Source organism: Henriciella aquimarina, from assembly GCF_002088975.1.
GTDB classification, from domain to species: Bacteria; Pseudomonadota; Alphaproteobacteria; order Caulobacterales; family Hyphomonadaceae; genus Henriciella; species Henriciella aquimarina.
Window position 1 is genome coordinate 239,783 of the sequence record NZ_NCST01000019.1, and the last position, 23,021, is coordinate 262,803.

The 23,021-nt window shown below is 60.0% G+C and carries 20 protein-coding genes and 2 tRNA genes; 10 read left to right on the forward strand and 12 right to left on the reverse strand.

The window, feature by feature from the left end; translation table 11 throughout:
* The first annotated feature begins 37 nt into the window (after nt 1-37).
* Complete coding sequence (locus tag B8784_RS03135) at nt 38-2,188, forward strand: sodium-translocating pyrophosphatase (protein ID WP_084396164.1); 2,151 nt, start codon at nt 38-40, stop codon at nt 2,186-2,188.
* An 88-nt stretch (nt 2,189-2,276) separates the two neighbouring features.
* Here B8784_RS03135 and B8784_RS03140 read toward each other — a convergent pair whose 3' ends face one another.
* Entirely contained in the window at nt 2,277-2,753 is a 477-nt protein-coding gene (locus tag B8784_RS03140; RefSeq protein WP_084396165.1) for an outer membrane protein assembly factor BamE, read from the reverse strand.
* 70 nt (nt 2,754-2,823) lie between these two features.
* Between B8784_RS03140 and B8784_RS03145 the strand changes: the two genes are divergently transcribed.
* The 6 genes from B8784_RS03145 (at nt 2,824) to B8784_RS03170 (ending at nt 6,434) form a co-directional block, all read left to right on the forward strand.
* A complete protein-coding gene (locus tag B8784_RS03145; RefSeq protein WP_158085553.1) occupies nt 2,824-3,348 on the forward strand; it encodes a ubiquinol-cytochrome C chaperone family protein in 525 nt (174 codons plus the stop codon).
* A gap of 101 nt (nt 3,349-3,449) precedes the next feature.
* Nucleotides 3,450-4,487, forward strand: a complete 1,038-nt coding sequence (plsX, locus tag B8784_RS03150; protein ID WP_084396166.1) for a phosphate acyltransferase PlsX — start codon at nt 3,450-3,452, stop codon at nt 4,485-4,487.
* On the forward strand, nt 4,487-5,455 hold the full coding sequence (locus B8784_RS03155) for a beta-ketoacyl-ACP synthase III (RefSeq protein WP_084396167.1): 969 nt from the start codon (nt 4,487-4,489) through the stop codon (nt 5,453-5,455). The genes plsX and B8784_RS03155 overlap by 1 nt, the downstream gene beginning before the upstream one ends.
* A gap of 50 nt (nt 5,456-5,505) precedes the next feature.
* Nucleotides 5,506-5,802, forward strand: a complete 297-nt coding sequence (locus tag B8784_RS03160) for an integration host factor subunit alpha (RefSeq protein WP_084396168.1) — start codon at nt 5,506-5,508, stop codon at nt 5,800-5,802.
* Between the two features lie 11 nt (nt 5,803-5,813).
* Nucleotides 5,814-6,305, forward strand: a complete 492-nt coding sequence (locus tag B8784_RS03165) for a MerR family transcriptional regulator (protein WP_084396169.1) — start codon at nt 5,814-5,816, stop codon at nt 6,303-6,305.
* A gap of 52 nt (nt 6,306-6,357) precedes the next feature.
* Nucleotides 6,358-6,434 (forward strand) — tRNA-Pro (locus B8784_RS03170).
* Nucleotides 6,435-6,447: 13 nt separating this feature from the next.
* On the opposite strand, the gene glpK is transcribed toward B8784_RS03170, so the two are convergent.
* Nucleotides 6,448-7,953 carry a glycerol kinase GlpK gene (glpK, locus tag B8784_RS03175; protein ID WP_084396170.1) on the reverse strand — a complete coding sequence of 502 codons (1,506 nt, stop codon included), beginning with the start codon at nt 7,951-7,953 and terminating at the stop codon, nt 6,448-6,450.
* 121 nt (nt 7,954-8,074) lie between these two features.
* On the opposite strand from glpK, the gene B8784_RS03180 reads away from it, so the two are divergent.
* Nucleotides 8,075-10,522: a putative bifunctional diguanylate cyclase/phosphodiesterase gene (locus tag B8784_RS03180; RefSeq protein WP_084396171.1), complete on the forward strand. Its 2,448-nt coding sequence runs from the start codon at nt 8,075-8,077 to the stop codon at nt 10,520-10,522.
* Here the strand turns inward: B8784_RS03180 and B8784_RS03185 are convergent.
* Nucleotides 10,519-13,068: an AsmA family protein gene (locus tag B8784_RS03185; protein ID WP_158085554.1), complete on the reverse strand. Its 2,550-nt coding sequence runs from the start codon at nt 13,066-13,068 to the stop codon at nt 10,519-10,521. The genes B8784_RS03180 and B8784_RS03185 overlap by 4 nt on opposite strands.
* A 138-nt stretch (nt 13,069-13,206) precedes the next feature.
* Between B8784_RS03185 and B8784_RS03190 the strand changes: the two genes are divergently transcribed.
* Together B8784_RS03190 and B8784_RS03195 are read left to right on the forward strand one after the other, a co-directional pair.
* Nucleotides 13,207-13,283, forward strand: a tRNA-Asp gene (locus B8784_RS03190).
* Nucleotides 13,284-13,405: 122 nt separating this feature from the next.
* Complete coding sequence (locus B8784_RS03195) at nt 13,406-14,836, forward strand: DUF6538 domain-containing protein (protein ID WP_084396173.1); 1,431 nt, start codon at nt 13,406-13,408, stop codon at nt 14,834-14,836.
* Between the two features lie 71 nt (nt 14,837-14,907).
* On the opposite strand, the gene B8784_RS03200 is transcribed toward B8784_RS03195, so the two are convergent.
* From B8784_RS03200 to trbF, 9 genes are read right to left on the reverse strand one after another with little or no spacing between them, the layout of a single operon-like run.
* Entirely contained in the window at nt 14,908-17,919 is a 3,012-nt protein-coding gene (locus B8784_RS03200) for a RelA/SpoT domain-containing protein (RefSeq protein ID WP_084396174.1), read from the reverse strand.
* Entirely contained in the window at nt 17,916-18,692 is a 777-nt protein-coding gene (locus B8784_RS03205; protein WP_084396175.1) for an RES family NAD+ phosphorylase, read from the reverse strand. The genes B8784_RS03200 and B8784_RS03205 overlap by 4 nt, the downstream gene beginning before the upstream one ends.
* Entirely contained in the window at nt 18,652-19,029 is a 378-nt protein-coding gene (locus B8784_RS03210) for an MbcA/ParS/Xre antitoxin family protein (protein ID WP_084396193.1), read from the reverse strand. The genes B8784_RS03205 and B8784_RS03210 overlap by 41 nt, the downstream gene beginning before the upstream one ends.
* 50 nt (nt 19,030-19,079) lie before the next feature.
* A complete protein-coding gene (locus B8784_RS03215) occupies nt 19,080-19,277 on the reverse strand; it encodes a hypothetical protein (protein WP_143435261.1) in 198 nt (65 codons plus the stop codon).
* 20 nt (nt 19,278-19,297) lie between these two features.
* The gene (locus B8784_RS03220) at nt 19,298-19,612 is read right to left on the reverse strand and encodes a DUF736 domain-containing protein (protein WP_084396177.1); all 315 of its coding nucleotides are present in this window, start codon (nt 19,610-19,612) and stop codon (nt 19,298-19,300) included.
* A 7-nt stretch (nt 19,613-19,619) separates the two neighbouring features.
* Nucleotides 19,620-19,856: a DUF2274 domain-containing protein gene (locus B8784_RS03225; protein WP_084396178.1), complete on the reverse strand. Its 237-nt coding sequence runs from the start codon at nt 19,854-19,856 to the stop codon at nt 19,620-19,622.
* Nucleotides 19,853-21,130: a TrbI/VirB10 family protein gene (locus tag B8784_RS03230; RefSeq protein ID WP_084396179.1), complete on the reverse strand. Its 1,278-nt coding sequence runs from the start codon at nt 21,128-21,130 to the stop codon at nt 19,853-19,855. The genes B8784_RS03225 and B8784_RS03230 overlap by 4 nt, the downstream gene beginning before the upstream one ends.
* A 5-nt stretch (nt 21,131-21,135) precedes the next feature.
* Nucleotides 21,136-22,173, reverse strand: coding sequence for a P-type conjugative transfer protein TrbG (trbG, locus tag B8784_RS03235; RefSeq protein WP_084396194.1), 1,038 nt, complete (start codon nt 22,171-22,173; stop codon nt 21,136-21,138).
* 5 nt (nt 22,174-22,178) lie between these two features.
* Nucleotides 22,179-22,871, reverse strand: a complete 693-nt coding sequence (gene trbF, locus B8784_RS03240) for a conjugal transfer protein TrbF (RefSeq protein ID WP_084396180.1) — start codon at nt 22,869-22,871, stop codon at nt 22,179-22,181.
* Nucleotides 22,872-23,021 lie beyond the last annotated feature (150 nt).

The window sequence follows — 23,021 nt, forward strand, 5'->3', positions numbered from 1 at the left end:
ACCGCAGAATAGGCAAAATAAGGGAGGAAGGGCCAAGATGAGCCTATGGTATTGGATAGCACTTGCAGCCGGATTTGCGGCCGTGCTCTATGGCTGGCTGCAGTCAAACTCGATCATGAAAGCCGATGCGGGGTCAGACCGCATGAAGGAGATAGCATCCGCCATTCAGGAGGGCGCGAATGCTTACCTGAACCGGCAGTATACGACCATCGCAATGGTGGGGGCAGCGGTCGTTGTCCTTCTTTTCATTGCATTTCGTAGCTGGGAGGTGCCGCTTGGTTTCGTCATCGGGGCGGTTTTGTCCGGGGCTGCCGGTTTCATCGGCATGAAGGTTTCCGTTCAGGCGAACGTGCGCACCACGCAAGCCGCGAGCAAGAGCCTTCAGGACGGCCTGGCCATGGCGTTCAAGTCTGGCGCCGTCACGGGGCTTCTCGTTGTCGGGCTCGCCCTTATCGGTGTCGTCGCCTATTACGGCATTCTGACAGGCCTTGTCGGTTTCGAGCCGAATGACCGGGCCGTGGTCGATGGCCTCGTCGCGCTCGGGTTCGGGGCGTCGCTGATTTCCATCTTTGCCCGGCTAGGCGGTGGCATTTTCACCAAGGGTGCCGACGTCGGCGGGGATATGGTCGGCAAGGTCGAAGCCGGTATTCCGGAAGATGATCCGCGCAATGCGGCCACCATCGCCGACAATGTTGGCGACAATGTCGGTGACTGTGCCGGCATGGCTGCAGACCTCTTCGAGACCTATGCCGTGACCATCGTGGCCACCATGGTTCTAGGCGCGATCTACTTCGGCGGGCTGGGCTATCTCGGTTCGATCATGCTGCTGCCGCTCGCGATCTGTGCGGTGTGCATCGTTTCCTCGATTGCCGGGACATGGTTTGTCCGCCTCGGACAGGGCTCCACGAATATCATGGGCGCGCTCTACAAGGGGCTGATCGCAACGGGTGTGTTCTCTCTGATCGGTCTGGCTATTGCGATCAATTGGGGCCTGCCCAATGGCTTCGGTGTCCTGGAGGATGCTGGTGAGGCCCTTGGCCTGGCCAACAGTGTGAGCGGTCTGGATCTCTTCTTTTGTGGTGTCGCCGGCCTCGGGGTCACCGCGCTCATAGTTGTGGTCACAGAGTACTATACCGGCACCGGTTATCGCCCGGTCCGCTCCGTCGCGAAGTCTTCGGAATCGGGGCACGGCACGAATGTCATCCAGGGGCTGGCCGTCTCGCTTGAGTCGACGGCACTTCCGGCCATCACGATCATTGCCGGTATTGTGCTGACCTTCAATCTGGCGGGCCTTTACGGTATCGCCATCGCGACGACAACGATGCTGGCCCTGGCCGGCATGATCGTCGCGCTCGATGCGTTCGGGCCGGTGACGGACAATGCTGGCGGCATCGCCGAAATGGCTGAGCTTCCGAGCGAGGTTCGCGACACGACGGACGCACTCGATGCGGTGGGCAACACGACCAAGGCGGTCACCAAGGGCTATGCGATCGGCTCCGCCGGTCTCGGGGCCCTGGTCTTGTTTGCCGCCTATAATCAGGACTTGCAGTACTTCGCCCGAACCGCGGAAGAAGGCAGCTTTTTTGCCAATGTGGATGCGGTGAACTTCTCGATCGCCAATCCCTATGTGGTTGTCGGGCTGTTGTTCGGCGGGCTGTTGCCTTTCCTGTTCAGCGGCATGTCGATGATGGCTGTCGGTCGGGCCGCGCAGGCCGTTGTGGAGGAAGTCCGCCGCCAGTTCCGGGAGATGCCGGGTATCATGAAAGGCGAAGTGAAGCCTGACTACAGCAAGGCCGTCGACCTGCTGACGAAGGCCGCGATCCGGGAGATGGTTGTCCCCTCCCTGCTGCCTGTGCTGTCGCCCATCGTCCTCCTGGCCATTGTCTGGCTGATCGCGGGCATTTCCTCGGCGCTTGCCGCGGTCGGTGCGATGCTGCTTGGTGTGATTGTCACGGGTCTCTTTGTGGCGATCTCGATGACGTCCGGCGGCGGGGCCTGGGACAATGCCAAGAAGTACATTGAAGACGGCAATCATGGCGGCAAGGGCTCCGAAGCCCACAAGGCTGCCGTTACGGGCGATACGGTCGGGGACCCTTACAAGGATACCGCCGGCCCGGCCGTGAACCCGATGATCAAGATCACCAATATCGTGGCGCTCTTGATGCTGGCCGTTTTGGCGCACGCCTGATCGGGCCCAGCTTTGCAAGCGTATAAAAAGAAAAGCCCCGGTCGGATAGACCGGGGCTTTTTGCTGTTTCGTCGATAATCCGGGAAGGCTAGCGACGCCCGGTCGGATTGCTGGGCGTGCGCTCGTCCGTGGCGGGAAGTGCCACCTGGCCAACCGTCCCGAAGATCTGCTCCCACAGGCCAAGTTCGCGGCCGCGGGTCGGCGTTTCGCGAGAGGCGTAATTGATGACCCGACCGTCTTCCTGATTGTATTTCAGGACCTCGTCGACAACGTCTTCGTCACTGAAGCGGATTGCCGTCACGGTGCGCGTATCAATCTTGGGGCGGAAGAATGCGAAACGCTTCTGGATCGTGGTGATATAGACCCAGGTGTTCTCGTCAAACGCACTCTTGGTGCTTGGCGAGCCGAGCTGCGCCAGAACGCTTGAGCGTGTATCCACGCCGGGAGTCACCGAATCAGGCGCGACTTCGTCGGGCGCATAGCCATGATAGGACTGCATCGAGGAAATGCAGCCCGTCGACAGAAACGCGAAAGCGACGCTCGCAATGATTGCCGTCTTCTTCATGCGGGTATCCTTTTGTTCGACTATCGATTACAGGCCTCGCGGGGCAGATGGCAAGTTACGGAGCGCAGAAATGAATTGGCTCAGCCGGACCTTGTTTCCGACCCGTCACCACAGATCCACTGTCGCGGCCCGGCTTTATGGCGAGATTGTCTCAAAGGCCCGCACGCCATCGCTCTTCGGTGAAGACCGGCTGCCCGATACCCTCGAAGGGCGTTTCCAGGCGACGGCGCTGTATGCCGCCCTCATCTTTCCGCTCCTTGAGCGCGAAGGGCCGGAAGGACAGGCGATTTCGGCGGAGCTTTACCGCCGCCTCTTTCAGTCTTTCGATGATGCCTTGCGGGAAACTGGCGTCGGGGATGCCTCGATTGCCCGCAAGATCAGAAAGATGGGAGAAGCGTTCTTTGGGCTTGGCCAGGCCGTCACAGCGGCGATCGAGAGCAGCGCCCCGCCCCCTCAATTGAGGGATGTGCTGGAGCGCAATACGCTCGCAAGTGCTGAGGGATGCGAAGCCTTGGCAGAGAGGCTGCTGGCAGACCATGACAGGCTCCGGAAAGCGGATATGGCCCGCGTGATGGAGGGGTATCCCGGATGGTGATCTCCTGCAGAAAAAAAGCGCAGCCGACTTGTTTTCGCTGAGTTGCGATTGGGGCATGTCAGGCTTAGTGTCCCGATGTCCAAAGCTGCTAAGAGCATGTGATGACTCCAACTACATTGTCGATCGACGCAATGGGCGGTGATGCAGCCCCGGAGGTCGTGCTTGAAGGACTGAAACTGTTTTGCCGGACCAATGAGGATGTCCGCTTCATCCTTCACGGCAGGGAGTCCGAACTCACCTCACTGGTCAATGCGTCCGGGCTGGCAAGCCGCTGCAGCATCGTCGACCATGCCGATGTCGTGAGCATGAGCGCGAAACCTTCCTCGGCCTTGCGCAAGGCCCGGGGGACGAGCATGTGGGGTATGATCGATTCGATTAAGCAGGGCGACGCCGCCGCTGGTGTCTCGGCTGGCAACACCGGTGCGCTGATGGCCATGGCGATGATGGGCTTGCGCAAGATGGAAGGCGTTCGCCGTCCTGCCATGACAGCCCTGTGGCCGACCCTGAAAGGCCGTTCCGTTGTTCTGGATGTCGGCGCCAATCTCGAAGCCGATGCAGACCTGCTGATCGAATTCGCGATCATGGGGGAATCCTATGCCCGCGCTGTCTTCGGCAAGGAACGCCCCAGTGTGGCCTTGCTCAATATCGGCGCCGAAGACGAGAAGGGTAAGGACGCGATCAAGTTTGCCGGAGAGATCCTCCGCACGCGCGACCTCGGAATTGATTTCAAGGGCTATGTCGAGGGCAATGACATTTCCATGGGCGTCGTGGATGTGATCGTCACGGATGGCTTTACCGGCAATGTCGCCCTGAAAACCGCCGAAGGCACCGCGCGCCTGATTTCGACCTATGTCCGCCAGGCGCTGACATCCAGCCTGCTGTCAAAAGCTGGTGCTGCGCTAGCCGCCTCAGGGCTGAGGGATCTACGCACCAAGCTCAATCCGTCCAGCGTTAATGGTGGCGTCCTGCTGGGGCTGAATGGCGTAGTTGTCAAAAGTCATGGCGGTACGGATGCCGAGGGCTATGCGACTGCTGTGAAACTGGCTGCCGATCTTGCAAAGAGCCACTACATGGAAGAGATCGCGTCGGGGCTAAAACGCGTTTCCCAACTCGGAATCGCTCCAGAAGCTGTAGAGTGATGACAACAAGACGAAGCTTTATCCGGGGCACTGGTGCCTACCTGCCGAGCCGTATTCTCACCAATGAAGACCTGGCGAAAATGGTCGACACGTCTGACGAGTGGATTCGGGAGCGAACAGGGATTCACGCCCGCCATATTGCGGCTGAAGGCGAAATGACCTCCGACCTGGCCGTCGAGGCTTCGAAGGAAGCCCTTCGCAATGCCGGTCTCGGCCCTGAAGATGTCGACCTGATTGTCCTGGCCACGACCACACCGGACCAGACCTTTCCGGCCACCGCGACCGCCGTTCAGGCCAAGCTCGGGGTCAAGGGCGGCGCGGCCTTTGATATTCAGGCCGTCTGCTCGGGCTTTCTGTTCGCGCTTGCCACGGCCGACTCGATGCTGAAGCAGGGCCTGTTCAATACGGCGCTCGTGATCGGCGCGGAAACATTCACGCGCATCCTGGATTGGTCGGATCGCTCGACATGCGTCCTGTTCGGTGACGGCAGCGGGGCCGCTGTGCTTCAAGCCGGTGAGGGCGGGGCGGATGAAGGTCTTATCGCCCATCATATCCGCACTGATGGCACCAAGAGCGACCTGCTTTATGTCGATGGCGGGGTCTCGTCGACCGGAACCATCGGTCATGTCCGCATGCAGGGAAATCAGGTTTTCCGTCATGCCGTGACCAATATTTCGAGCGCGATCCAGCATGTTCTGGCTGAAACCGGATATTCGATAGATGATATCGACTGGTTTGTGCCTCACCAGGCCAACCAGCGCATTCTCAACGGTGTCGCCAAGAAGTTGGGGCTCGAAGAGGGCAAGGTGGTTTCGACGGTGGCCGAGCATGGGAATACGTCGGCGGCCTCGATTCCCCTTGCGCTTCATACAGCGATTTCCGACGATAGGATCAAACCCGGGGATCTTGTGCTAAGCGAAGCCATGGGCGGCGGCTTTTCATGGGGTGCCTCTCTCTTCCGGCTGTAATTCTTTTGTTAAGAAATCGGCCGTATCTGTTAACCAGAGGAGCTGATGACGTGACCAGCAAAACCATCACCCGCGTAGAACTCGCCGATGCGATTGTCCGGGAAGTCGGGCTGACCCGTCAGGAGTCAGGCGACATTCTCGACACAATGCTCGACATGATCGGGCGCAGCCTTGAACAGGAAAGCGAAGTGAAGCTTTCCCGTTTCGGCAATTTTGTCGTCCGCAAGAAATCTGCCCGGGCCGGTCGTAATCCGAAAACCGGTGTCGAAGCCAAGATTTCGGCGCGGCGTGTGGTCACCTTCAAGCCTTCTCCCATGCTTAAAGACAAGGTCGAAGACAGCCACTAGAGAGGAAGCTCATGCCCGCTGCTGCCAGAAAAGTTGAAAAGTCCGCCGATGCCTACCGCTCGATCGGGGAAGCTGCGGATGAGCTTGGCTTGCAGCCGCACGTCCTTCGCTACTGGGAAGGCAAGTTCACCAAACATCTCAAGCCGATGAAGCGCCCCGATGGGCGTCGTATGTTCCGCCCGGAAGACATGCAGGCGCTGAGAGCCATCCAGCTGCTTGTCCACGAGCGGGGCATGACGCTGAAGGGCGCCGGGCAGCTCATCAATGAGCAGGGCGTTGAAAAGGTTCTCGCCGGCGAGGCGATCCTGAAATGTGGTGCGGAGAAAGCGGCACAGGCCAGTCCCGCGCGTGAGCTGCAGCAGACCATCCGCGATGCGTTCGAGGCAACAGAAGCCGAAGACGCCCCGCCACCCGCCTCCCGCTCCAAGCTGGAAGCCATGCTGGCCGATCTTGAGGATATCAAGCAGCGTCTCGACAAGGCGCGTCTGGCAAAGGCAGCCTGACGCAGCCATTGCGATTGCATTCGCCATCAACGGCCTTTAAAGCACAGCCAGTCGGAGCGTAGCGCAGCCCGGTAGCGCACTTGTCTGGGGGACAAGGGGTCGTGGGTTCGAATCCCGCCGCTCCGACCATTCCTATCTTGCTTTAGTGATCGAGGCTGGCCCGGAAGAGGGCGGTTTTGACCGCCTTGTCCCAGCCGGAAACGAGTGCGTTGCGACGCTCGCTCTGCATCTCTGGCACGAAGGACCGTTCGGCTTTCCAGAGCGCTTCAATCGCTTCTGTCGACGAGAATACTCCCGCCTGCAGCCCGGCCAGGAAGGCCGCCCCGCGGGCGGTACTTTCGATGATGTCCGGGCGGTCAATCGGTGTGTCCAGAATGTCGGCAAGAAACTGGATGAACCAGTTATTCTCGGTCATGCCCCCATCCACACGAATGCGCTCTGTTTCTAGCCCGTCGGCGTGGAGAGCGGTGAGCAAGTCGCGCGTCTGATAGGCAACCGATTCCAGGGCCGCGCGCGCGAGCACGGCCCGGTTGCTTGCCCGCGTGAGGCCGAGAATCATGCCGCGAGCATCGGCATTCCAGTGCGGGGCGCCGAGCCCGGTAAAGGCCGGAACGATATAGACGCCGTCATTGTTATCCAGTCCTGACGCGAGCGCTTCTGTCTGCGCCGCCGTTTGGACAAGCCCGAGCTCGTCCCTCAGCCACTGGGAAATTGCCCCTGCCACGAAGATTGAGCCTTCGATGGCATATTGCGTTTCGGCTCCAGTGCGGCACGCTATGGTGGAGAGCAGGCGGTTCTTCGAGTGCAGAAGCTTGTTGCCTGTGTTCGCGAGCAGAAAGCAGCCGGTGCCATAGGTGCTTTTGACCATGCCTGGGTGCCAGCAGGCTTGTCCGAAGGCGGCCGCCTGCTGATCTCCGGCCACGCCCTGGATTGGAAGAGAGCGCCCGAGAAGCTCCGGCGAGATCTCCCCGAACTCCGCCGCACTTGGCCGGACCTCCGGAAGCACGGATTCGGGAATGGAGAAGATCTCCAGCAAACGTTTGTCCCAGGCGCCCTCGGCGATGTTGTAGAGCAGGGTCCGGCTCGCATTGGTTTCGTCCGTGACATGCTCCTTGCCGCCGGTCAGGCGGTAGATAAGAAATGTGTCGACGGTTCCGAAGGCGAGATGACCTTGCTCGGCCAGCTCACGGGCGCCTTCGACATTGTCGAGAACCCAACGTAGCTTGGTCGCGGAGAAATACGGATCAATGGTCAGGCCGGTGCGGGCCTGGATATCCTCTTCATGCCCTTGCGCCTTCAGCTGCTCGCAAAAGGAGGCTGTGCGCCGGTCCTGCCAGACAATCCCATGCGCTACGGGCCGTCCGTCGCGCCGGTCCCAGGCAAGGGTTGTTTCGCGCTGGTTTGAAATGCCGATGCAGGCGACAGTGCCCTCTACACGGGCTTCGGCCGTCTCCAGCGCCTCCCTGGCTGTATCGAGTGTTGTCTCCCAGATGTCCTCGGCATCGTGCTCGACCCATCCCGATGATGGATAGTGCTGCCGGAACTCAGTCTGTGCGGAGCTAACCATTTTGCCGGATTGGTCAAAAACGATGGCCCGGCTTGATGTTGTGCCCTGGTCGAGGGTCAGAATAAGTGGCGACGTCGTCATTCCCGCAATCTAATCAACATCAGTGGCGGGTCCAGATAGATAAAATTTCTCCTTTTCGGCTTCGGTGATCTTCATGCTTTCCGATTAATGATAATCTGAGAGTGTGATATGGGGACGTGGGATGTTCGGTCATCGCAAAAAGCACGATGTCGACAGTTATTCCATTACAGGTGTCTTGCGCCCCGTTGAGGTGCCCGAGGAACAGCAACCCGTCATAAGGGCGCGGCAGCTTCAGACCGTAGGGCGGCTAACCCCCATAGTCGGCCTGGCCAATGTCATCAACGCGGCCGTGGTCGTGATGTCCTTCTGGAATACGCCGGCGGCGCGGCTGCTTGGGATATGGAGCGTGACGCTGCTTGCCGCCACAGCCGTCATGCTGGGCGCGAACATTGCCTCGCGCAACAAACATAAAAAACGCGATCCCCGGACGCCGCCGTCCGTGATTGGTACACAGAAGGGCATCGAGCGTTACGCACGGTTCTCCTCACTGTTGGGCATGATCTGGGGTGTGCTGCCGCTTCTGGTCATGCCGTTTACGGACTATAATAGTCAGATGACGGTCAGCATCATCATGGCGGGGATGATGTTCGGTGGTGTTATCCTGATCAGCCGGATCCCGGAGGCGGCACTCTCGTTCCTGATCCCGATCACGATCGGCTACATCGTCGGGCTTCAGCTCTGGCAGGATCCGCGTAATGACTATCTGTCAGTCCTTGCACTGGTTTATGCCGGGGTTCTCTGGGTGACGACGAAATGGTCCCACCGGCAGTTCATCGAACAGCATCTGAGCGGCCTTGCCATTCAGCAGCAGGCCCAGCTCATCGGACTTTTGTTGCGCGACTTCGAAGAAAGTACCTCCGACTGGCTCTGGCAAACGGATGCCAACGGGACTCTGGTCGACATCCCCATGCCGACGCTTGGTGAGAAGGGCAGTAGTTTCCAGGCTATGGCCAAGGGCGGCGATATTGGATCGCTTTTCCTCCCGACGGATACGAAAAACACCCTCATGCGGTGTCTGGAACGCAAGCAGGGCTTCCGTGATCTCGTCCTGAACGTCGACAATGAAGATGGCGCATGGTGGTCGCTGACCGGGAAGCCGATCTACGACACAGTCGGCCGCTTCATCGGTTTCAGGGGCGTGGCATCCGACATTACCCAGTCGAAGGCGATCGAGGACCGGATTGCCTATATGGCGCATTATGATCCTCTTACGGGCCTGCCGAATCGGGCCTGCCTGCATGAGCAGCTTGAGAAAATCGCTCTGACGCCGGTGGAAGAGGGCAATGAACGCGCGCTTCTCTGGCTGGACCTCGACAATTTCAAATGGGTGAATGACACGCTGGGCCATCCGGCTGGCGACGAGCTCCTGTGTCAGGTGGCCAGCCGGCTGAACGAGCATATTGGATCGGCCGAGATCATCGCCCGCCTCGGTGGCGACGAATTCGCGATCCTGGTGGAGATGCACGGCCGCGACGCGCTGCTCGACTGCATTCAGAACCTCAGTGACCGGTTGAATGAGCCGTATGAGATATGGGGCTCCATTGTTCATTGCGGTGCCAGCATTGGCGTACGCATTGTCGAGCAGCACAGCATGGATATAGACACCCTGCTGAAACACGCAGACCTGGCGCTCTACCAGGCCAAGGAGTCCGGCAAGCGGACCTGGTGTGTCTTTACGCCCGAGCTTGCGGAGAAGGCCAAGGCTCGCCGCGGGATTGAGCTTGACCTTCACCGGGCCCTGGAGAACGAGGAACTGACCTTGTACTTCCAGCCGCAAATGTGTGCCCATACCGGCCGTATCGTGGGGTGCGAAACGCTGATCCGCTGGAATCATCCAAGCCGCGGCCTGATCGGTCCGAACAATTTCATCCAGCATGCAGAAGACAGCGGAATTATCACGCGGCTCGGCGACTGGGCCCTCCGGGAAGCGCTCTTCGCCGCTCGGCGTCTGCCTGACGATATGGGGATTTCGGTGAATATTTCCCCACTGCAAATCCATAGTTCGAGCCTTGTGACCACGATCGTGAATGCGCTTGCGGTCAACCAGATCGATCCGTCACGTCTGGAGCTTGAAATCACGGAATCGGTGTTGATGAGCGATACCGAGTTTACGTTGGACCGCTTGAACCAGCTCAAGGATATCGGGGTCAGAATTGCGCTGGATGACTTTGGAACGGGCTTTTCTTCCCTGAATTATTTGCGCCGCTTCCCGTTCGACAAGCTTAAGATCGACAAAAGCTTTGTCGAAGATATCGATCACAATGACGACAGCCGCGCCATCACGCAGGCCACGCTGGAGCTGGCAAGGGCGCTTAACATGACCTGCACGGCGGAAGGTGTCGAAACCGAAAGTCAGAAGCAGTTCCTGACGGAAATCGGGTGTGACGAGCTCCAGGGTTTCATGATCAGCCGCCCGCAACCGCTCGAGAAGCTCTCACATCTCTTCCCGGTGCTCACCCAGCAGGAGGCCGATGAAGCGCTCGCCACAAAGCGCGCCAGTGGCGACGCAGACACCTCGGTGATACAGCTCCAGGACGCGGCAAACCGGCGTCACCGGCGCATGGGCTAGTTGGGCGCTTCTTCGGTTTTCCTCGGCCCGAAAATCGCGCCGATCGCATCTTTTATGGCATCCTCTTCCCGGCTTGGCTTTCCTTCTTCCTCAGGGCTGTCGGATGCTGGGGCCTCGCCGCTATCGGAATTCTGCTTGTTATCCGCCGAACTGCCGGGCGTCTGACCTGAAATCGCGCCCGAGATAATCGCGCCCAGCTCGCCTTCCAGATCCTGCCCAATGGCTTTTCCGGCAGCATTGCGCAGTTCCGAGGTCAAGGCGGACTGTACGGCCGACAGGTCGGGCGCAAAGCTCGGAGATGCCCAGCTTCCGGAGATACGCAGCGGCACTGGAATGCCATTCAGCTGCACCGTTGAGGCATTGCCTTGCCCGGTCTTGTCGATGGCTGGCGTCAGTTTCAGGTCGAGGGTGCGGCCGCCGAGATTGATCTCGCCGCTGCCCGTCACGTCCATCACGGAATTGGCCAGAGACAGCGATTGAACGTTCGCGACCCCGTCGGACATGGCGAGGCTGCCCTTGAACGAGGTGAAGTCGGTTTCGGCCTCGGGCGACACGACGCTTTTCAGGGAAGTCATATCGAGATTGCCTGTGGTGAGCGCATCCTTGAGCGATGAGGCCGATCTGAAAAGCTGGCCGAGGTTCAGGCCCGACAGGGCCCCATCGGCGAGGTCGAGCTCTGCGGTGCCATCAAGAGCGCTGACGATCTGGCGAAGGCTTGCCCCTTGCGAGGTAACGTCGACCGCAAATCGACCGGTGCCTTTCAGGCGGTCAAACCCGGCAAGTGTCCCGAGGAGCGATTCGGCGCTGACACTGTTGGCGCCCATGGCAAAAGCGAGACGGGGCTGTGAGGCGGAGGCATCAACCGTTGCCTTGCCCTGCCAGTCACCGCCGAAGCTCGAGAAGCGATTCAGGTTCGCATCGAGACGTCCATTGTTGAGAGTGGCGGCCAGGTCGGCATTGGCGAGCGATATGTCGCCGATCTTGATGGTTTCCGCCGCAAGCTTGAGATCGGCATTCGCCAAATTGAGCCCATCCAGGTTCAACGGCTCGTCGCTCCAGCCATTCGTCTCTTTCCGGGGCTGTTCGGCTGCGCCGATAAAAGGCGTGATATCGAGCGTCTTCATATCAAGATCAGCGCGCAATAGCGGGCGCTCACCGGTCAGGTCGGCCGACAGCGCGCCGCTGGCTTCAGTCTTGTCGATCTTGTAGGTGCCGTTCTCGATGCTCGGTGCCATGAAGCTTCCGGCAAGATCACCTGCCAGCCGTGCCGAGCTGAAGGTTTCATCCTCGGGGACAACGATCCCAAAGTGTTCAAGCAGCCGGCCCAGCTGGGGGCTTTCCGCGTTGAAGCGCCCATCGAGCTTGCCATTGCCGGCTGTCGATACGTTGCCTTCATAGCTGGCGGTAAGGCTGGGGCTGCTGGTTCGAGCTTCAATGCCGGACAAATCCATTGCATCGGCTGGCCCGGCGACATGCCCGGAAAAGGAAACCTGCTGAAAAGCAGCGAGTTGTTCGATGCTCAAGCCAAGGCTCTCGACGAAGCCACTCACATTGCGAATCGCAATGTTTGCGTCCCCATCGAACTCCGGTGTCCCTGACAGCGTGACGCGCCCGCCATATTTGGCATTCAAGCCATCTCCGGACAGAGCCAGTTCATCGAAAATCAGCGCGAGGTTCGGAACCGTGCCCGAGACGGATCCGCGCGCTTCAATGCCGCCAAGCGGCTTTGTGTCGATCGGTGTCTCGATCTGCAGGAAGTCCGTCAGGGCTGCGATCTGGGGCAGGGAAGCGGAAAAGCGGCCATCAAGCTGCATGGTGTCCGCATTCTCAAGGCTGCCGTCAAACCGCGCATTGCCGAGATCGGAGCCGAGCTCGAAGTCGATCTGGGTGGCCCGCTGATCCATCAGCGTCTTGGGAGTATTCACGGTCAGGTCGATATTGAAGACCTCTTCCTGGAACCGGCCACGGGCTTTTGCCGTAAGGGGTTCCGTTTCTCCCCTGAGAGAGGCTTCCAGGTCCAGGTCGCGCAGTTCGTAGCGCTTACCGCTTTGCCGGTCGTCATAGACAAGGCTGGCATTGCGCAGGCTTGCCCGGCTGATGCTTGCCGAGAAAGGGGAGCCTGCTTGCGTTTCGCCGTCAGGCTCGTCGCCGGCGTCAGGTGCACCCAGCGCCCAGTTGACCTCACCGTTCTCAAGCCGGGTCAGCGTGACGGAGGCGTCTTCAAAAGACAGCTCGCCAATCTCAACTCGGCGGGTAAAGAGCGGCCAGATCTTGACCGATCCGCGCAGGGCGCCAGCCTCGATCATGTGAGGGTCGTCAAAGTCTTCGGGGTTGGCGACTGTGACATCTTCGACCGAAGCCGAAATCACCGGAAAGACCGAAATGGAGACATCTCCACCGACATTGACGTCACGGCCAAGCGCGCCGGTTGCCGCCTTTTCGATCTGTGTCCGGTAGACCGAACTCGGGATGAAATAGGGCAGGGCTGCCAGGATAACGAGAAGGAGGGCGATGCCCGCACCAGCGAAGATAAGTATACGTTTCATGGGTCTTTGTGGCTTATTCCAAGGGTCCATATGGCGCTAGCTGCAAGTCATGGCAATCTCATGGCAGTTCCTGCTTGACCGCGCCCGCGCCCTTGTCTAATCAGGCGCCTCACCGCGAACAAGCGGTGCCATATCTGCGCGGGTGTAGCTCAGTTGGTTAGAGTGCCGGCCTGTCACGCCGGAGGTCGCGGGTTCGAGCCCCGTCACTCGCGCCATTTCTCTCGAAATGGTCTCCGCTTAAAGGGTTGAAAGCAAACGGAATTTTCGGTTCCGTTTGCATCGCCTTGCATAGAATGGCCGGAATCTGTGGACCAAATTGGGACCAGATTGTGGACCAATGGTCGGCGTCATGAAGCGCGTCGACGACAACTCCTACCTCGAACAGCGAGGCCGCGTCTGGTGGTACAACCGACGTGTGCCGAGCAAGTTCGCTCACCTTGATTGCCGCAAGCGCATCAAGGAATCGCTCGGCACGACGTCGATTGACCAGGCCCGCTACAAGCGTGACCTGCTGGCCGAAGCCGACGACCATTACTGGGCCTCGCTCAAGATCGCCGAAGAGGCCCACCCCTCGTCCAATCGGGAAACCTCTGAGGCGGTTCGCCGTCGCTACCGCATGGCGACGGTCAAGGCGCTGGCGAGTGGTTTCACCTATCAGCCAATCGATCATCTCGCGACGGTCGCCCCCCTTGAGGAAGCCTTGGCCAGATTGCTGGCGGTTCATCAGAACGCAGGGCCTGCCGAAATCCCCAGGGAGCGAGATGCCGAAGCGCTGCTTGGCGGGGCGCCGAAGCCGACCATCAGCGTCTCCGAAGCCTTCGAGGTCTATGTCGGCGAGATCGCGTACAACGCGCAGCTCTACAAATCACCGAACCAGCGCGCTTCCTGGGAGAAGACCAAGCGGACCTCGATCCAGTATTTCATCGACTTCGCCGGCGACATTGCGCTTGAGGAGATCACCCGCGAACTTGCCCTCGACTATCAGAAACACTGGGCAAAGCAGGTCAAACCGAAGGACGAGACGACGACGCCGATCGCGCCAAACACCGCCAACCGGCACATCGGCAATATCCGCTCCCTTTACGCAGACTATTTCAAGCATATCGGCGAGGAGGAGCGACCGAACCCGTTCCGCAACATGCACTTCAAGGCGAAGGCCCGGACTGAGGTGCCGCCCTTCTCATCCGACTGGGTACGAGAGAAAATTCTGGCGCCCGGCGCGACACGCAAATGGCGGCCGGAATTGCAGCTCATCACGTTGATGCTGATCGAATCAGGGTGCCGCCCGAGCGAGATCATAAATCTTCGTGTCGATGATTTTCATATCGATGAACCGGTGCCCTACATCTCGATCCGCGCGCGGACTGACCGCGAAGTGAAGACCGACACCTCCGAGCGGGACATTCCGCTGGTCGGCATCGCACTCGAAGCGGCAAAGCGCGCTGCACCGCGCGCTTTCGCCCATTATTACGACAAGGGTGAGCTCTTCTCCGCAAACATGATGAAGAACTTTCGCAATCGCGGCCTCTTGGAGTCGCCGGACCACAAGATCTACTCATTCCGACACGCCTTCGAGAAGCGCATGCAGGAAGCCAATATCGATTACGGCCTGCGCTGCCTGCTCATGGGCCACAAGACGACAAGACCCGTCTATGGCGACGGCGGCTCACTCGAATATCGGCGCGAAGAGCTGTTGAAGATCGCGCATCCTTTTGATGCGCGGATCATGGAGCTGTTTGATCGGGAGAATCCGGAATGGGCGGCTTAGTTTGCAAAGGGCGCAAAATCAACAAGACGGGCAATTCCGGTCAGAATAGTGCCGGAGGACCTTTTTTTTGGCTATTCATCTGCATCCGTAAGGGGCTCGCCATAGTCGAGCCGTCGCAGAGCGATCTCTTCCTGAGCACGCCGGTTTTCCGCAGCCACTCTACGTTCCAGAGAGCGGATTTCCTTTTCGGCAAACGCCCTGACGCGCCCAGAAGCGTCATCAAGCCACGACCTGATCGAATCCGCCTTCGCCTGATAGGTCTCTGCCGCGCCAAACTCTCCGGTCATCATTCCGGTTTCTTGAAAGACAAGCGAAACTGTCTTTTCGATGTCGTCGGTCGCCGCATCGGAAGCGAGGATAGCGCGCAGGATCGGCAGCAGCGTTTCGCGTCCTTCAAATCCCTCCAGGAGCGATATGACAAAGGCCAGCGTATCGCCATCAGCACCGTTGATCAGCGCGGTGAGCGTTTCCGGCAGAGGCGATTCAAATTCTGGATAGACCCGGCTCAGAAAATGCGACAGCTGCCACCGCGCGTTGACGCCGTCCGCATCGTTCCAGCGGCGCAGAGCATTGAGCACGTCTTTCGGGTGAGACTGAAGCGCCTTGTTGACCTCGTGAAAGGAGAAGGGAACGGCGTCGAAGAGTTCACGACCTTCTTCCTCCGCGCTGGCGATCCGCCGGCCGAAATACTCCAGAACGGCGATATGATCCTGACGGGCGAGAGGGAGGAGAATGGCTTCAGCGTGATAGTCGATTGTCGGCGCGTCCGCCATGGCGTCAAGCAGGGCCGCGCGCTGCGCGGCGCTGAGGTCCGCAAACAACGAATCTCCCTGAGCCGAAAACCATGTGTAATCGATCCATCGGTGGTTTCCCGCAGCATGAAGCGTGGAGAGGCACGGAAAGAAAACCTTGTCTCGCCAAAACGCCTTGTCATCGACGAAACGGCGGGTTGCCGCTTCCAGCAGCATGACGCAGGCGTGTTGGTCCGTCTTGTCTCTTGAGATTTCCACAACGCGCAGGACGAGCTCGCGATCAACCGTCTTAGTGAACCTCGCCGTCGATGCGATCTCCGGCAGGAACTCACCTTTTTCTGCCCAGGCGAGCAACGCGGCCTTCGCGTCCACACGCGCGTCAGTTTCTAAGAGTGCGACCGCCAGAGGGGCAAGGGTCCAGTATGGGAGCAAATCACGATCATTTAGCAGGTTCATGCCGAAGGTAGGGTGGCGCCTCGCGATCTGTTCAAAAAACCGGACTAGAGGCGGAAAGGTTGCGAGATCATTCGACTGGACCGCTGCGGCGCGACCCAGACGCTGCTTCCAGTTTCCCCAAGTCTCCTCCGATATGCTGTCGAGCAGTTCATCCTGGCGCTGATCGCGTATGCGCTGATCCTTTCTGAAATCGAATCCGTTATCCTCCCACATATGTGGAAACACAGATCTGAAACCGACGAGAGTTTTGAAGATAACAAACTCCTCGTCTACATTGAGCGCATCGCGTAGCGCAAAAATGGTGTCGATCAATTGCGTCCGCGCCTTGGCGACTTTCGCGTCGCGCATAAGGTCGTCCGACAACGAACGATAACGCCGCCACAAATGCAAGATTCGCTGTTCGTAATCCTGTCGCACATCCATGGGCTTTTGTGTCAGGATCGGTTGAAGCGCGTGCAGCAGATGGGCGCTGTCGTCCAAGATCATCGCCATCACGTCATTGCTGTAGGCCCCGTGTTGCGGGCCGGAGCCGGCGATAAACAGATTGGAGATGGCGAGGCGCTGATCGTCTTCCGATGGGGCGGCCACCGCCAATAGAATGAGCACGTCGAGGGCGTTGCGGCGAGCGGCCGCAAGGGCATCGCTATAGATGATCGCGCCGGTGTGAAACGTGACCGTGTTGGAGCTTGAGGACGTCCCGGTGATGTCCGGCTTCAGAATTTCGCCGCAAATCGTTGCTGCAATCGGCGCCATGGCATCAAGATTCTCTTCCGCCTTGAGAGCGTTGGCGAGGCGCGTTTGCGCGATCGGTCCATATTTTTCCCAGACCTGCAATGTGTGTGCAGACAGCTTTTCCGCGAGACCTATCAAATGCTTGCGAGAGTCTGGATTGTTCGTTTGAACAAACAAGTCGCGGATTGCAGCGTAAGTCGCTTCAGGATCGAGATATCGATATCGTTCGAGAATATCGGCAATGACTTTTGCAACGTCATGTGGCTCTGCGCCGGGATAATTCCCAAATGGGGTTTCACGGGATTTCGTGGCGGTGTCGTGAGCCGCTAGCCAAGCCTGTTTCAGTTTTTCCCTTATGTCCGGAAACTCGGTCTGCGGATCGTCATAGTAGGGCAGAATATCGTCGCGCAGACGTTCGGCCGCATCCTTGCGTTCATTATTGTCGGGCGCGCTCAAGATCGCATCCACCGCGCCGAGATCGAACAGCGCTTTCCCTTCCATGAGTCGTTGAACATCGCTTGCGATTTTCTGAAAGACATAGCCCGCCGGCAGAAGGTGATTGCGCATAACCTCGCCGAGTCGGCGCTCAATCATTGCAAAATCACGGTCGCCGAACCCTTTGATCTCTGGCCGTTTGTAGATGATGTCGTGGGCCATTTCCGCCCAGGCGTGATTCAGCGTCGTTTGAACCTGGACTTCGCACCAGAGGCCTTTGAACCGGTCATATTCTACGAGCGTCGTGCGGTCGTCTTTTAGCCGGACGACATAATTGTAAGACTGAAAGAGCTTTTCGGCGTCCTCAGCGCCCGGTCCGGGTTGATGGAATTTCGAGCGATCCCAATCGATCTCGAAGAGGTCTCCCAAAAGGCCCGAGGTTGCGAAGCGATTGACGTCATTGTTAGTGTAAAAAACAATACGGCACCCGGCTAGGTCTTTGCGTACAGTTTCGATTTCCTCTGACTCAATTGCACCTGCCTGCTTGAGCCTTGCCCGCAAAGATATCGGATCCTTTGCACGGGACTGAATTTGTTGAAGTCTGAACCCTTGAGCATTCTGAATTGCGCGATCCAGCAATTCCGCAACGACGTCGCAAAGCTCTGCGTAGAGTGCTCGTCCGCTCGATTCATACTCGTCAATATTCATTGGTTCGACGGAACCTCCCAATCGATAGTCCGCATTCGCGCATCGGCATCCCAGGAAGTGGCTGGTATGCTGAATTTCTCTCCCCGAAATTCGCAGATCGCATGCACGCCCGCCTTGTTGAACCAGAGCCGCCAGGTCTGGTTCTGAGTGGGGGCATTGGCGGCGAAGGCGGCGCAGGTGAGGATGGCGGAGTTGGGCCGGTGCTGAGGGTCGCGGACAGAGGCATAGCGGATCAGCTGGATGCTTTCGGTACGCGCGACTTCTTCGAGTTGCTGGCACGCTTCGTAGTCGTTGGGATGCATCCAGAGGTCGGCAGCGTCGCTGAACGGCTTTGACATAAGATCGATCGCGGCATCGGTGCGGACCGGCACGTCGAATGCGGTGTGCTCGCTAGGGCGAGCTGGAAATGGCGTGCCCGGAGAGTCCGCATAGAAGATCAGTAGATGAAACGCGGTTTCGATGATCGCGGTCGCCGGTTCTTCGGACACATAGTAGACGCCGGGCGTCGGTCCGGCACGGCGGAACCGCGAACCGTTCGGATAGAGGCCGTAGCGGAACGGCGTCATGTAGAGATAGTGAAGACCCGCGCAGTCGGGCGGCACCGGCGGCTTGGTTGCTTCGAGCATGTCTTCGAGCAGGCGCTGCTCATCCAGCGTATCAACAAGCTGAAGCGTGGAGACGATGTGTTGCGCCTCCACGCAGCGCCAGAAGACGCGGGAAACGCTTTTCCGTTCAGAGCGGAGCGCGTCTGGAATCCAGATAGGCAAGGCCATGGGTCAGTCCTGATATCGTCTTGATCTGATCGAGTGGACGACCGCCAAGCGCCCGGTTTTCATTGCGCAGCCAGGCATTGGCCACCTTGCCGTCGCCGCCGGTGATCGCATCAAGCGACCGAAACAGGCGAACAAACAGGGCGCCGAGTTCGAACGGCTTGGTGCCTTCTTCCAGCCGGTACTCGTCCTTGCGCATCCGGGAGACGGTCGGTTCCGAAACTCCCAGAATCAGGGCCATGTCCTTGCCAGAAAGGCCAAGCTTTTCCCCAGCCCGGACCACGGCCATGGTCATCACCCGCGCCCGTTCCTGAGCATCTATCGCTGCCGTTTGAGACATGTCGGTATCCTTTCCTTGGAAACAATACATATCAATCCTTTCTGTAGAAATCAAGGGCGACGTCTCTTTCCGGGCTTGGCAGGGGTTTCGCCACCGAGCGCGGCCTCGATCCGGTCAACAGCCGAGGCGCGTTCCCTGACTTCCCGGTCGAACCTGTCGAACAGGGGAAAATACTTCTCGCCGCAATGGCGCACGACGAGCGCCGCGATGCGGCGGCCTTTCTCCAGATCGTTCAGGCTCAGGCTCATCGGAGGTTCTGCTTTCCCGATCAGCCGGCTTTCGCCCGGTTCCACACCATGACGCCTGTGCCGTCCTTCTCGTTCTCGAAGAAGGCCGCGCGCATGGGGCTGGCAAAGCTCGGATCATCGAGCTTCACGGCGAGATACGGGGTTTCGCCGTCCTTGCTTTCCTGACGCCAGGCCGCGCCGAGTTCGGCGCCGCCGGCATAGAGCCGGAAGTCTGGCGCGCCGTCTGAGACCTTGTCCGCATTGGGAACAAGCTGGGCTTTGACATTGATGGTCATGGTGCGGATGGTGCCGGTATAGCTGCCATCTTTCAGGGTGAACGTGCCGATCTGTGCCATTGTAAGGTTACCTTTCGTTGCTGGCATTGGCGTGAAGGGCGCGGCGCGCCCGCTTGAACCCGGCGTCGGACGCCAGGAAGCTTTCGATCATGGCGGGGATGAGCGCTTCGGGCTTTTCCTCCGCGCCATAGGTCTGTCGGTAGATTTCGGCATAGTCGCTGAGCGCGCTGGCGAGGTCGGGATCGACCGAAAGGCTCATTCGCACCGGCGTGCGGTCAGGTAATTGTCCAAGACGAAGGGTCATCGTGTGGCTCCTTGGGGGTGGGGTCTGAGAATGAGGTCGCGGGTGACGACCACGCGCACGGGCCAGCCGGGCCGCACGCGGATGGTTGGCTGGATGCCAAGATTACGCTCGACGACGCGCTGACCGGCCTGGTTGACCGTGTCCGTCGTGCCGCGGCGGATAGCGCGCTCAAGGTCGCCGTCACCGTCCGCGCCAAGCTCGGCCCCGACGCCCAGAATGGTCGCCAATCCGGCTGCCACGAACACACGGTCCCAGTGATGGTCGGTGCGGTCAGACAGACCCGCAAAGCCCTGGGCATCAGCACCCGGCGCGGAGATGACGATGGAGGATCCGTCCGGGAAGATGATCCTGTCCCAGGTCACGAGCGCGCGGTCCTGACCGAACGAGACTTCCGACTGGTAGCGCCCGATCAGCCGCGAGCCTTGCGGGATAAGCAAATACTGCCCGGTGACCGTGTCATAGACGGGCTGGGTGACCTGCGCGACGATCGTGCCGGGGAGGTCCGAGTTGATGCCGGTGACCAGCGAGGCCGGGATCAGCGTGCCCGCCATGACCTGATAAGGTGAGGCCGGGTCCTCGACGCCGTGCGGATTGTAGATCTCGCTTTCCATACCTTCCGCGGCAAAGGCGAGCTTGCGCGACTGGAGATTGGTATCGTTTGGCTGACCGAACGCGGACGGCGCGCCTTGCGGCAGGGCGGCGAGCGCGAGCAGTTCCGAACCAAGATCAAGCGCGGGGTCGCGATAGGCTGGGCGCGTGTCGGTGGCGCTTGCCGTGCCGCTCTGAGAATCGAGCCGGAAGAAGACCGGTGCGCGGGCCGCTTCATCGGCAAGCGCCGCCTCGCGCATGCGTCTTGCGCGTTCGGCCTCATCGGCGGGGTTCGGGCGGAAATCGTCCTCGAACCGGGTGACGTATTCCGGTTCGATCCCCAGTTCGCGTTCAGCCCGCAGCATGGTCGCGCCGAGATCGCCGGAGAGTGGCGGGCCAAGGCGCGCAATGCGATCCTCCAATGGCGCGATGTCGCTATAGCTTGCCGGAAGCGTGGAGAGGCCTTCGGGCTTGCGCGTGTTGGTCGTGTTGTAGAGCTCGCGCCGGGAGTCCGGATCGACGGCTGTCGGCGGTTTGAGCGCAATGCTCATCGCCGCGAACAGGGCGAGCACGCCAAGGCCTGCGCCGACCATCAGGACCTTGCGGTTGACCCGCGTGACCGGCTTCGGGCTGGAGCGGATCTTCAGCCGCTCGGCATGCTCGTCAAAGGGAATGGGCTCGGACATCTTCCTCAGTCCCCGAAGATCGCGGCCAGCGGCGAGCGGCGCTCATTGCGCGAGATGCGGACAACCGTCTGGTTCCGCTCGCCGAGGCGCAGTTCCGCCGCGCGGAACAGCCGGTCGACGACATAATAATTGCCGCGCACCCGGTAGTTCACGAGTTCGGCGTCGCCGTCCGCGCCCAGCACGAACAGAGGCGGCATGTCGGTGGTGGCAATGTCCTCAGGCATCTGGATGAACACCTGCCGTCCATCATCGAAGACGCGCACCGGCTTCCAGTCGGGGCTGTCGCCGGAGAGTCGGTAGTCGAAGTTGAGGCCCTCAAGTGTCAGGCCGCGCTCAATGCTGCCCGCGTCTCTGGCGATGGCGCGTTCGTTGCGGGCGGTCAGGCCTGCCAGTTCATCGGCCGGGTAGCGCCAGGAGAGCGCGGCCATATAACCGCCGTCGGTGCTTTCGAGTTCGAGGTGATAGGTACGCCGGTCAGTGGCGATCATCAGGTTTGTGCGGATGCCGGAGCTGATCGGCTTGACCAGCACATGCGCGCGGGCCGTTGCGCCCGATCCTGAAATCGTGTCGCCGACGACCCAGCGGACCGTGTCGCCCGCCGAAACCGAGACCAGTTCCTCTCCGGGCTGCAGGGCAATGTCCGATACCTGGCCGGGGCTCGCATAGAGCCGGTAGAGCGCGCCCTCGGTATAGGGATAGACTTGGATCGCGTTCACATAGCCATCGACCGAAGGCTCAATGAGAGCGCTGGTGCGGCCCTGCTGGATGGCTTCGGCGGGGGAGACCGATGGAGCGCTGACGGTTCTCGTATAAGTCCGTGTCACGCTGCCATCGGGAGAGGTGGTGACCCGCGCGCCGACCGGCATCATCTGGCCGGGCAGCGGAAGCGCCACGGCGGTCTCTACGATTTCGACCGGATAGTCGGCGCGATCTTCGACCGGCGTCGCGGCGACAAAGGCGCTGGCGTCGATGGGCTCAAGCTCAGTCGTGGCGCAGGCTGACAATAGCGCCATGGCGGAAGCGGCGGTGAGGATACGAAGCATGGGGATCATTCTCCTGTGACAAGGTCCTGACCCCAGTTCAGGGCATGGACATAAAGGCCGAGCGGATTGGCGCGCAGGGTCTCGGCGTCCGTCGGCGGCTGGGTGATGAGGGTGAAATTGCCGGTGAACCGCTGGGCGCGGACCAGCGCGCCATTCTCATAGGTCTTCTCGATCCAGCGGGCCTGGAAACTGTCATCGGACACGCGCACGACGCTGACCACATCCACGGTGCGGGATTTGCGGCCGACATCGGCAAAGGGATCGTTGGCCGAAGCGTATTCGTTGAGCGTGGTCGCAGCACGGTCTGTCACGAAATCATAGGCCCTCAGCCAGTTCTCGCGAACGACGACAGGGTCAACGGAAAGGCCCCGCACATGGGTGATGAAGTTGGCCAGGTGATGGGCGATCTGGGCGTCTGTCGGGGTGTAGCGCTCCGTTGCCGGAGCAATGGCTCTTGCCGCGCCTGTCTCATCGACTTCCACGACATAGGGCGTGACGGTCGATTGCATACTCCGCCAGACCAGCGCGCCGGAGGTGACAAAACAAAGCCCGAGACAGCCGAGCGCCATGAGCCGCCAGTTCTTCGCCTGCACGCGGGCGGAACCGATACGCTCGTCCCAGATTTGACCCGCCTTCTGGTAAGGCGTTTCGGGGAACGGGCTTGGCCCATAGCTTGCGGAGGATCGCTTGAAAGCCATCGTCTAGTCGTCCTTGTCTTTGAGGGTGGGGTTCGCGCCGGAAGCGCCGCGATCACCGTCGCGGATCGAATGGGCGGCCATCTGGCCTGCCTGACCCATGCGCTGGCTGGTCTGCATGCGCCGCGCCCAGCCGGGGCTTTGGGATGAGGA

Bases quoted from the DNA above. Each gene is read 5' to 3' on its own strand.
- glpK (WP_084396170.1), bottom strand. From the start codon at position 7,953: ATGACGACGTCGCCACTTATTCTGACCCTCGACCAGGGCACAACATCA.
- B8784_RS03215 (WP_143435261.1), bottom strand. From the start codon at position 19,277: ATGAGCCTGAGCCTGAACGATCTGGAGAAAGGCCGCCGCATCGCGGCG.
- trbG (WP_084396194.1), bottom strand. From the start codon at position 22,173: ATGCTTCGTATCCTCACCGCCGCTTCCGCCATGGCGCTATTGTCAGCC.
- B8784_RS03220 (WP_084396177.1), bottom strand. From the start codon at position 19,612: ATGGCACAGATCGGCACGTTCACCCTGAAAGATGGCAGCTATACCGGC.
- B8784_RS03195 (WP_084396173.1), top strand. From the start codon at position 13,406: ATGGTCGGCGTCATGAAGCGCGTCGACGACAACTCCTACCTCGAACAG.
- B8784_RS03145 (WP_158085553.1), top strand. From the start codon at position 2,824: ATGAATTGGCTCAGCCGGACCTTGTTTCCGACCCGTCACCACAGATCC.
- plsX (WP_084396166.1), top strand. From the start codon at position 3,450: ATGACTCCAACTACATTGTCGATCGACGCAATGGGCGGTGATGCAGCC.
- B8784_RS03135 (WP_084396164.1), top strand. From the start codon at position 38: ATGAGCCTATGGTATTGGATAGCACTTGCAGCCGGATTTGCGGCCGTG.
- B8784_RS03200 (WP_084396174.1), bottom strand. From the start codon at position 17,919: ATGAATATTGACGAGTATGAATCGAGCGGACGAGCACTCTACGCAGAG.
- B8784_RS03140 (WP_084396165.1), bottom strand. From the start codon at position 2,753: ATGAAGAAGACGGCAATCATTGCGAGCGTCGCTTTCGCGTTTCTGTCG.
- B8784_RS03180 (WP_084396171.1), top strand. From the start codon at position 8,075: ATGTTCGGTCATCGCAAAAAGCACGATGTCGACAGTTATTCCATTACA.
- trbF (WP_084396180.1), bottom strand. From the start codon at position 22,871: ATGGCTTTCAAGCGATCCTCCGCAAGCTATGGGCCAAGCCCGTTCCCC.
- B8784_RS03205 (WP_084396175.1), bottom strand. From the start codon at position 18,692: ATGGCCTTGCCTATCTGGATTCCAGACGCGCTCCGCTCTGAACGGAAA.
- B8784_RS03155 (WP_084396167.1), top strand. From the start codon at position 4,487: ATGACAACAAGACGAAGCTTTATCCGGGGCACTGGTGCCTACCTGCCG.
- B8784_RS03230 (WP_084396179.1), bottom strand. From the start codon at position 21,130: ATGTCCGAGCCCATTCCCTTTGACGAGCATGCCGAGCGGCTGAAGATC.
- B8784_RS03225 (WP_084396178.1), bottom strand. From the start codon at position 19,856: ATGACCCTTCGTCTTGGACAATTACCTGACCGCACGCCGGTGCGAATG.
- B8784_RS03185 (WP_158085554.1), bottom strand. From the start codon at position 13,068: ATGAAACGTATACTTATCTTCGCTGGTGCGGGCATCGCCCTCCTTCTC.
- B8784_RS03165 (WP_084396169.1), top strand. From the start codon at position 5,814: ATGCCCGCTGCTGCCAGAAAAGTTGAAAAGTCCGCCGATGCCTACCGC.
- B8784_RS03210 (WP_084396193.1), bottom strand. From the start codon at position 19,029: ATGTCTCAAACGGCAGCGATAGATGCTCAGGAACGGGCGCGGGTGATG.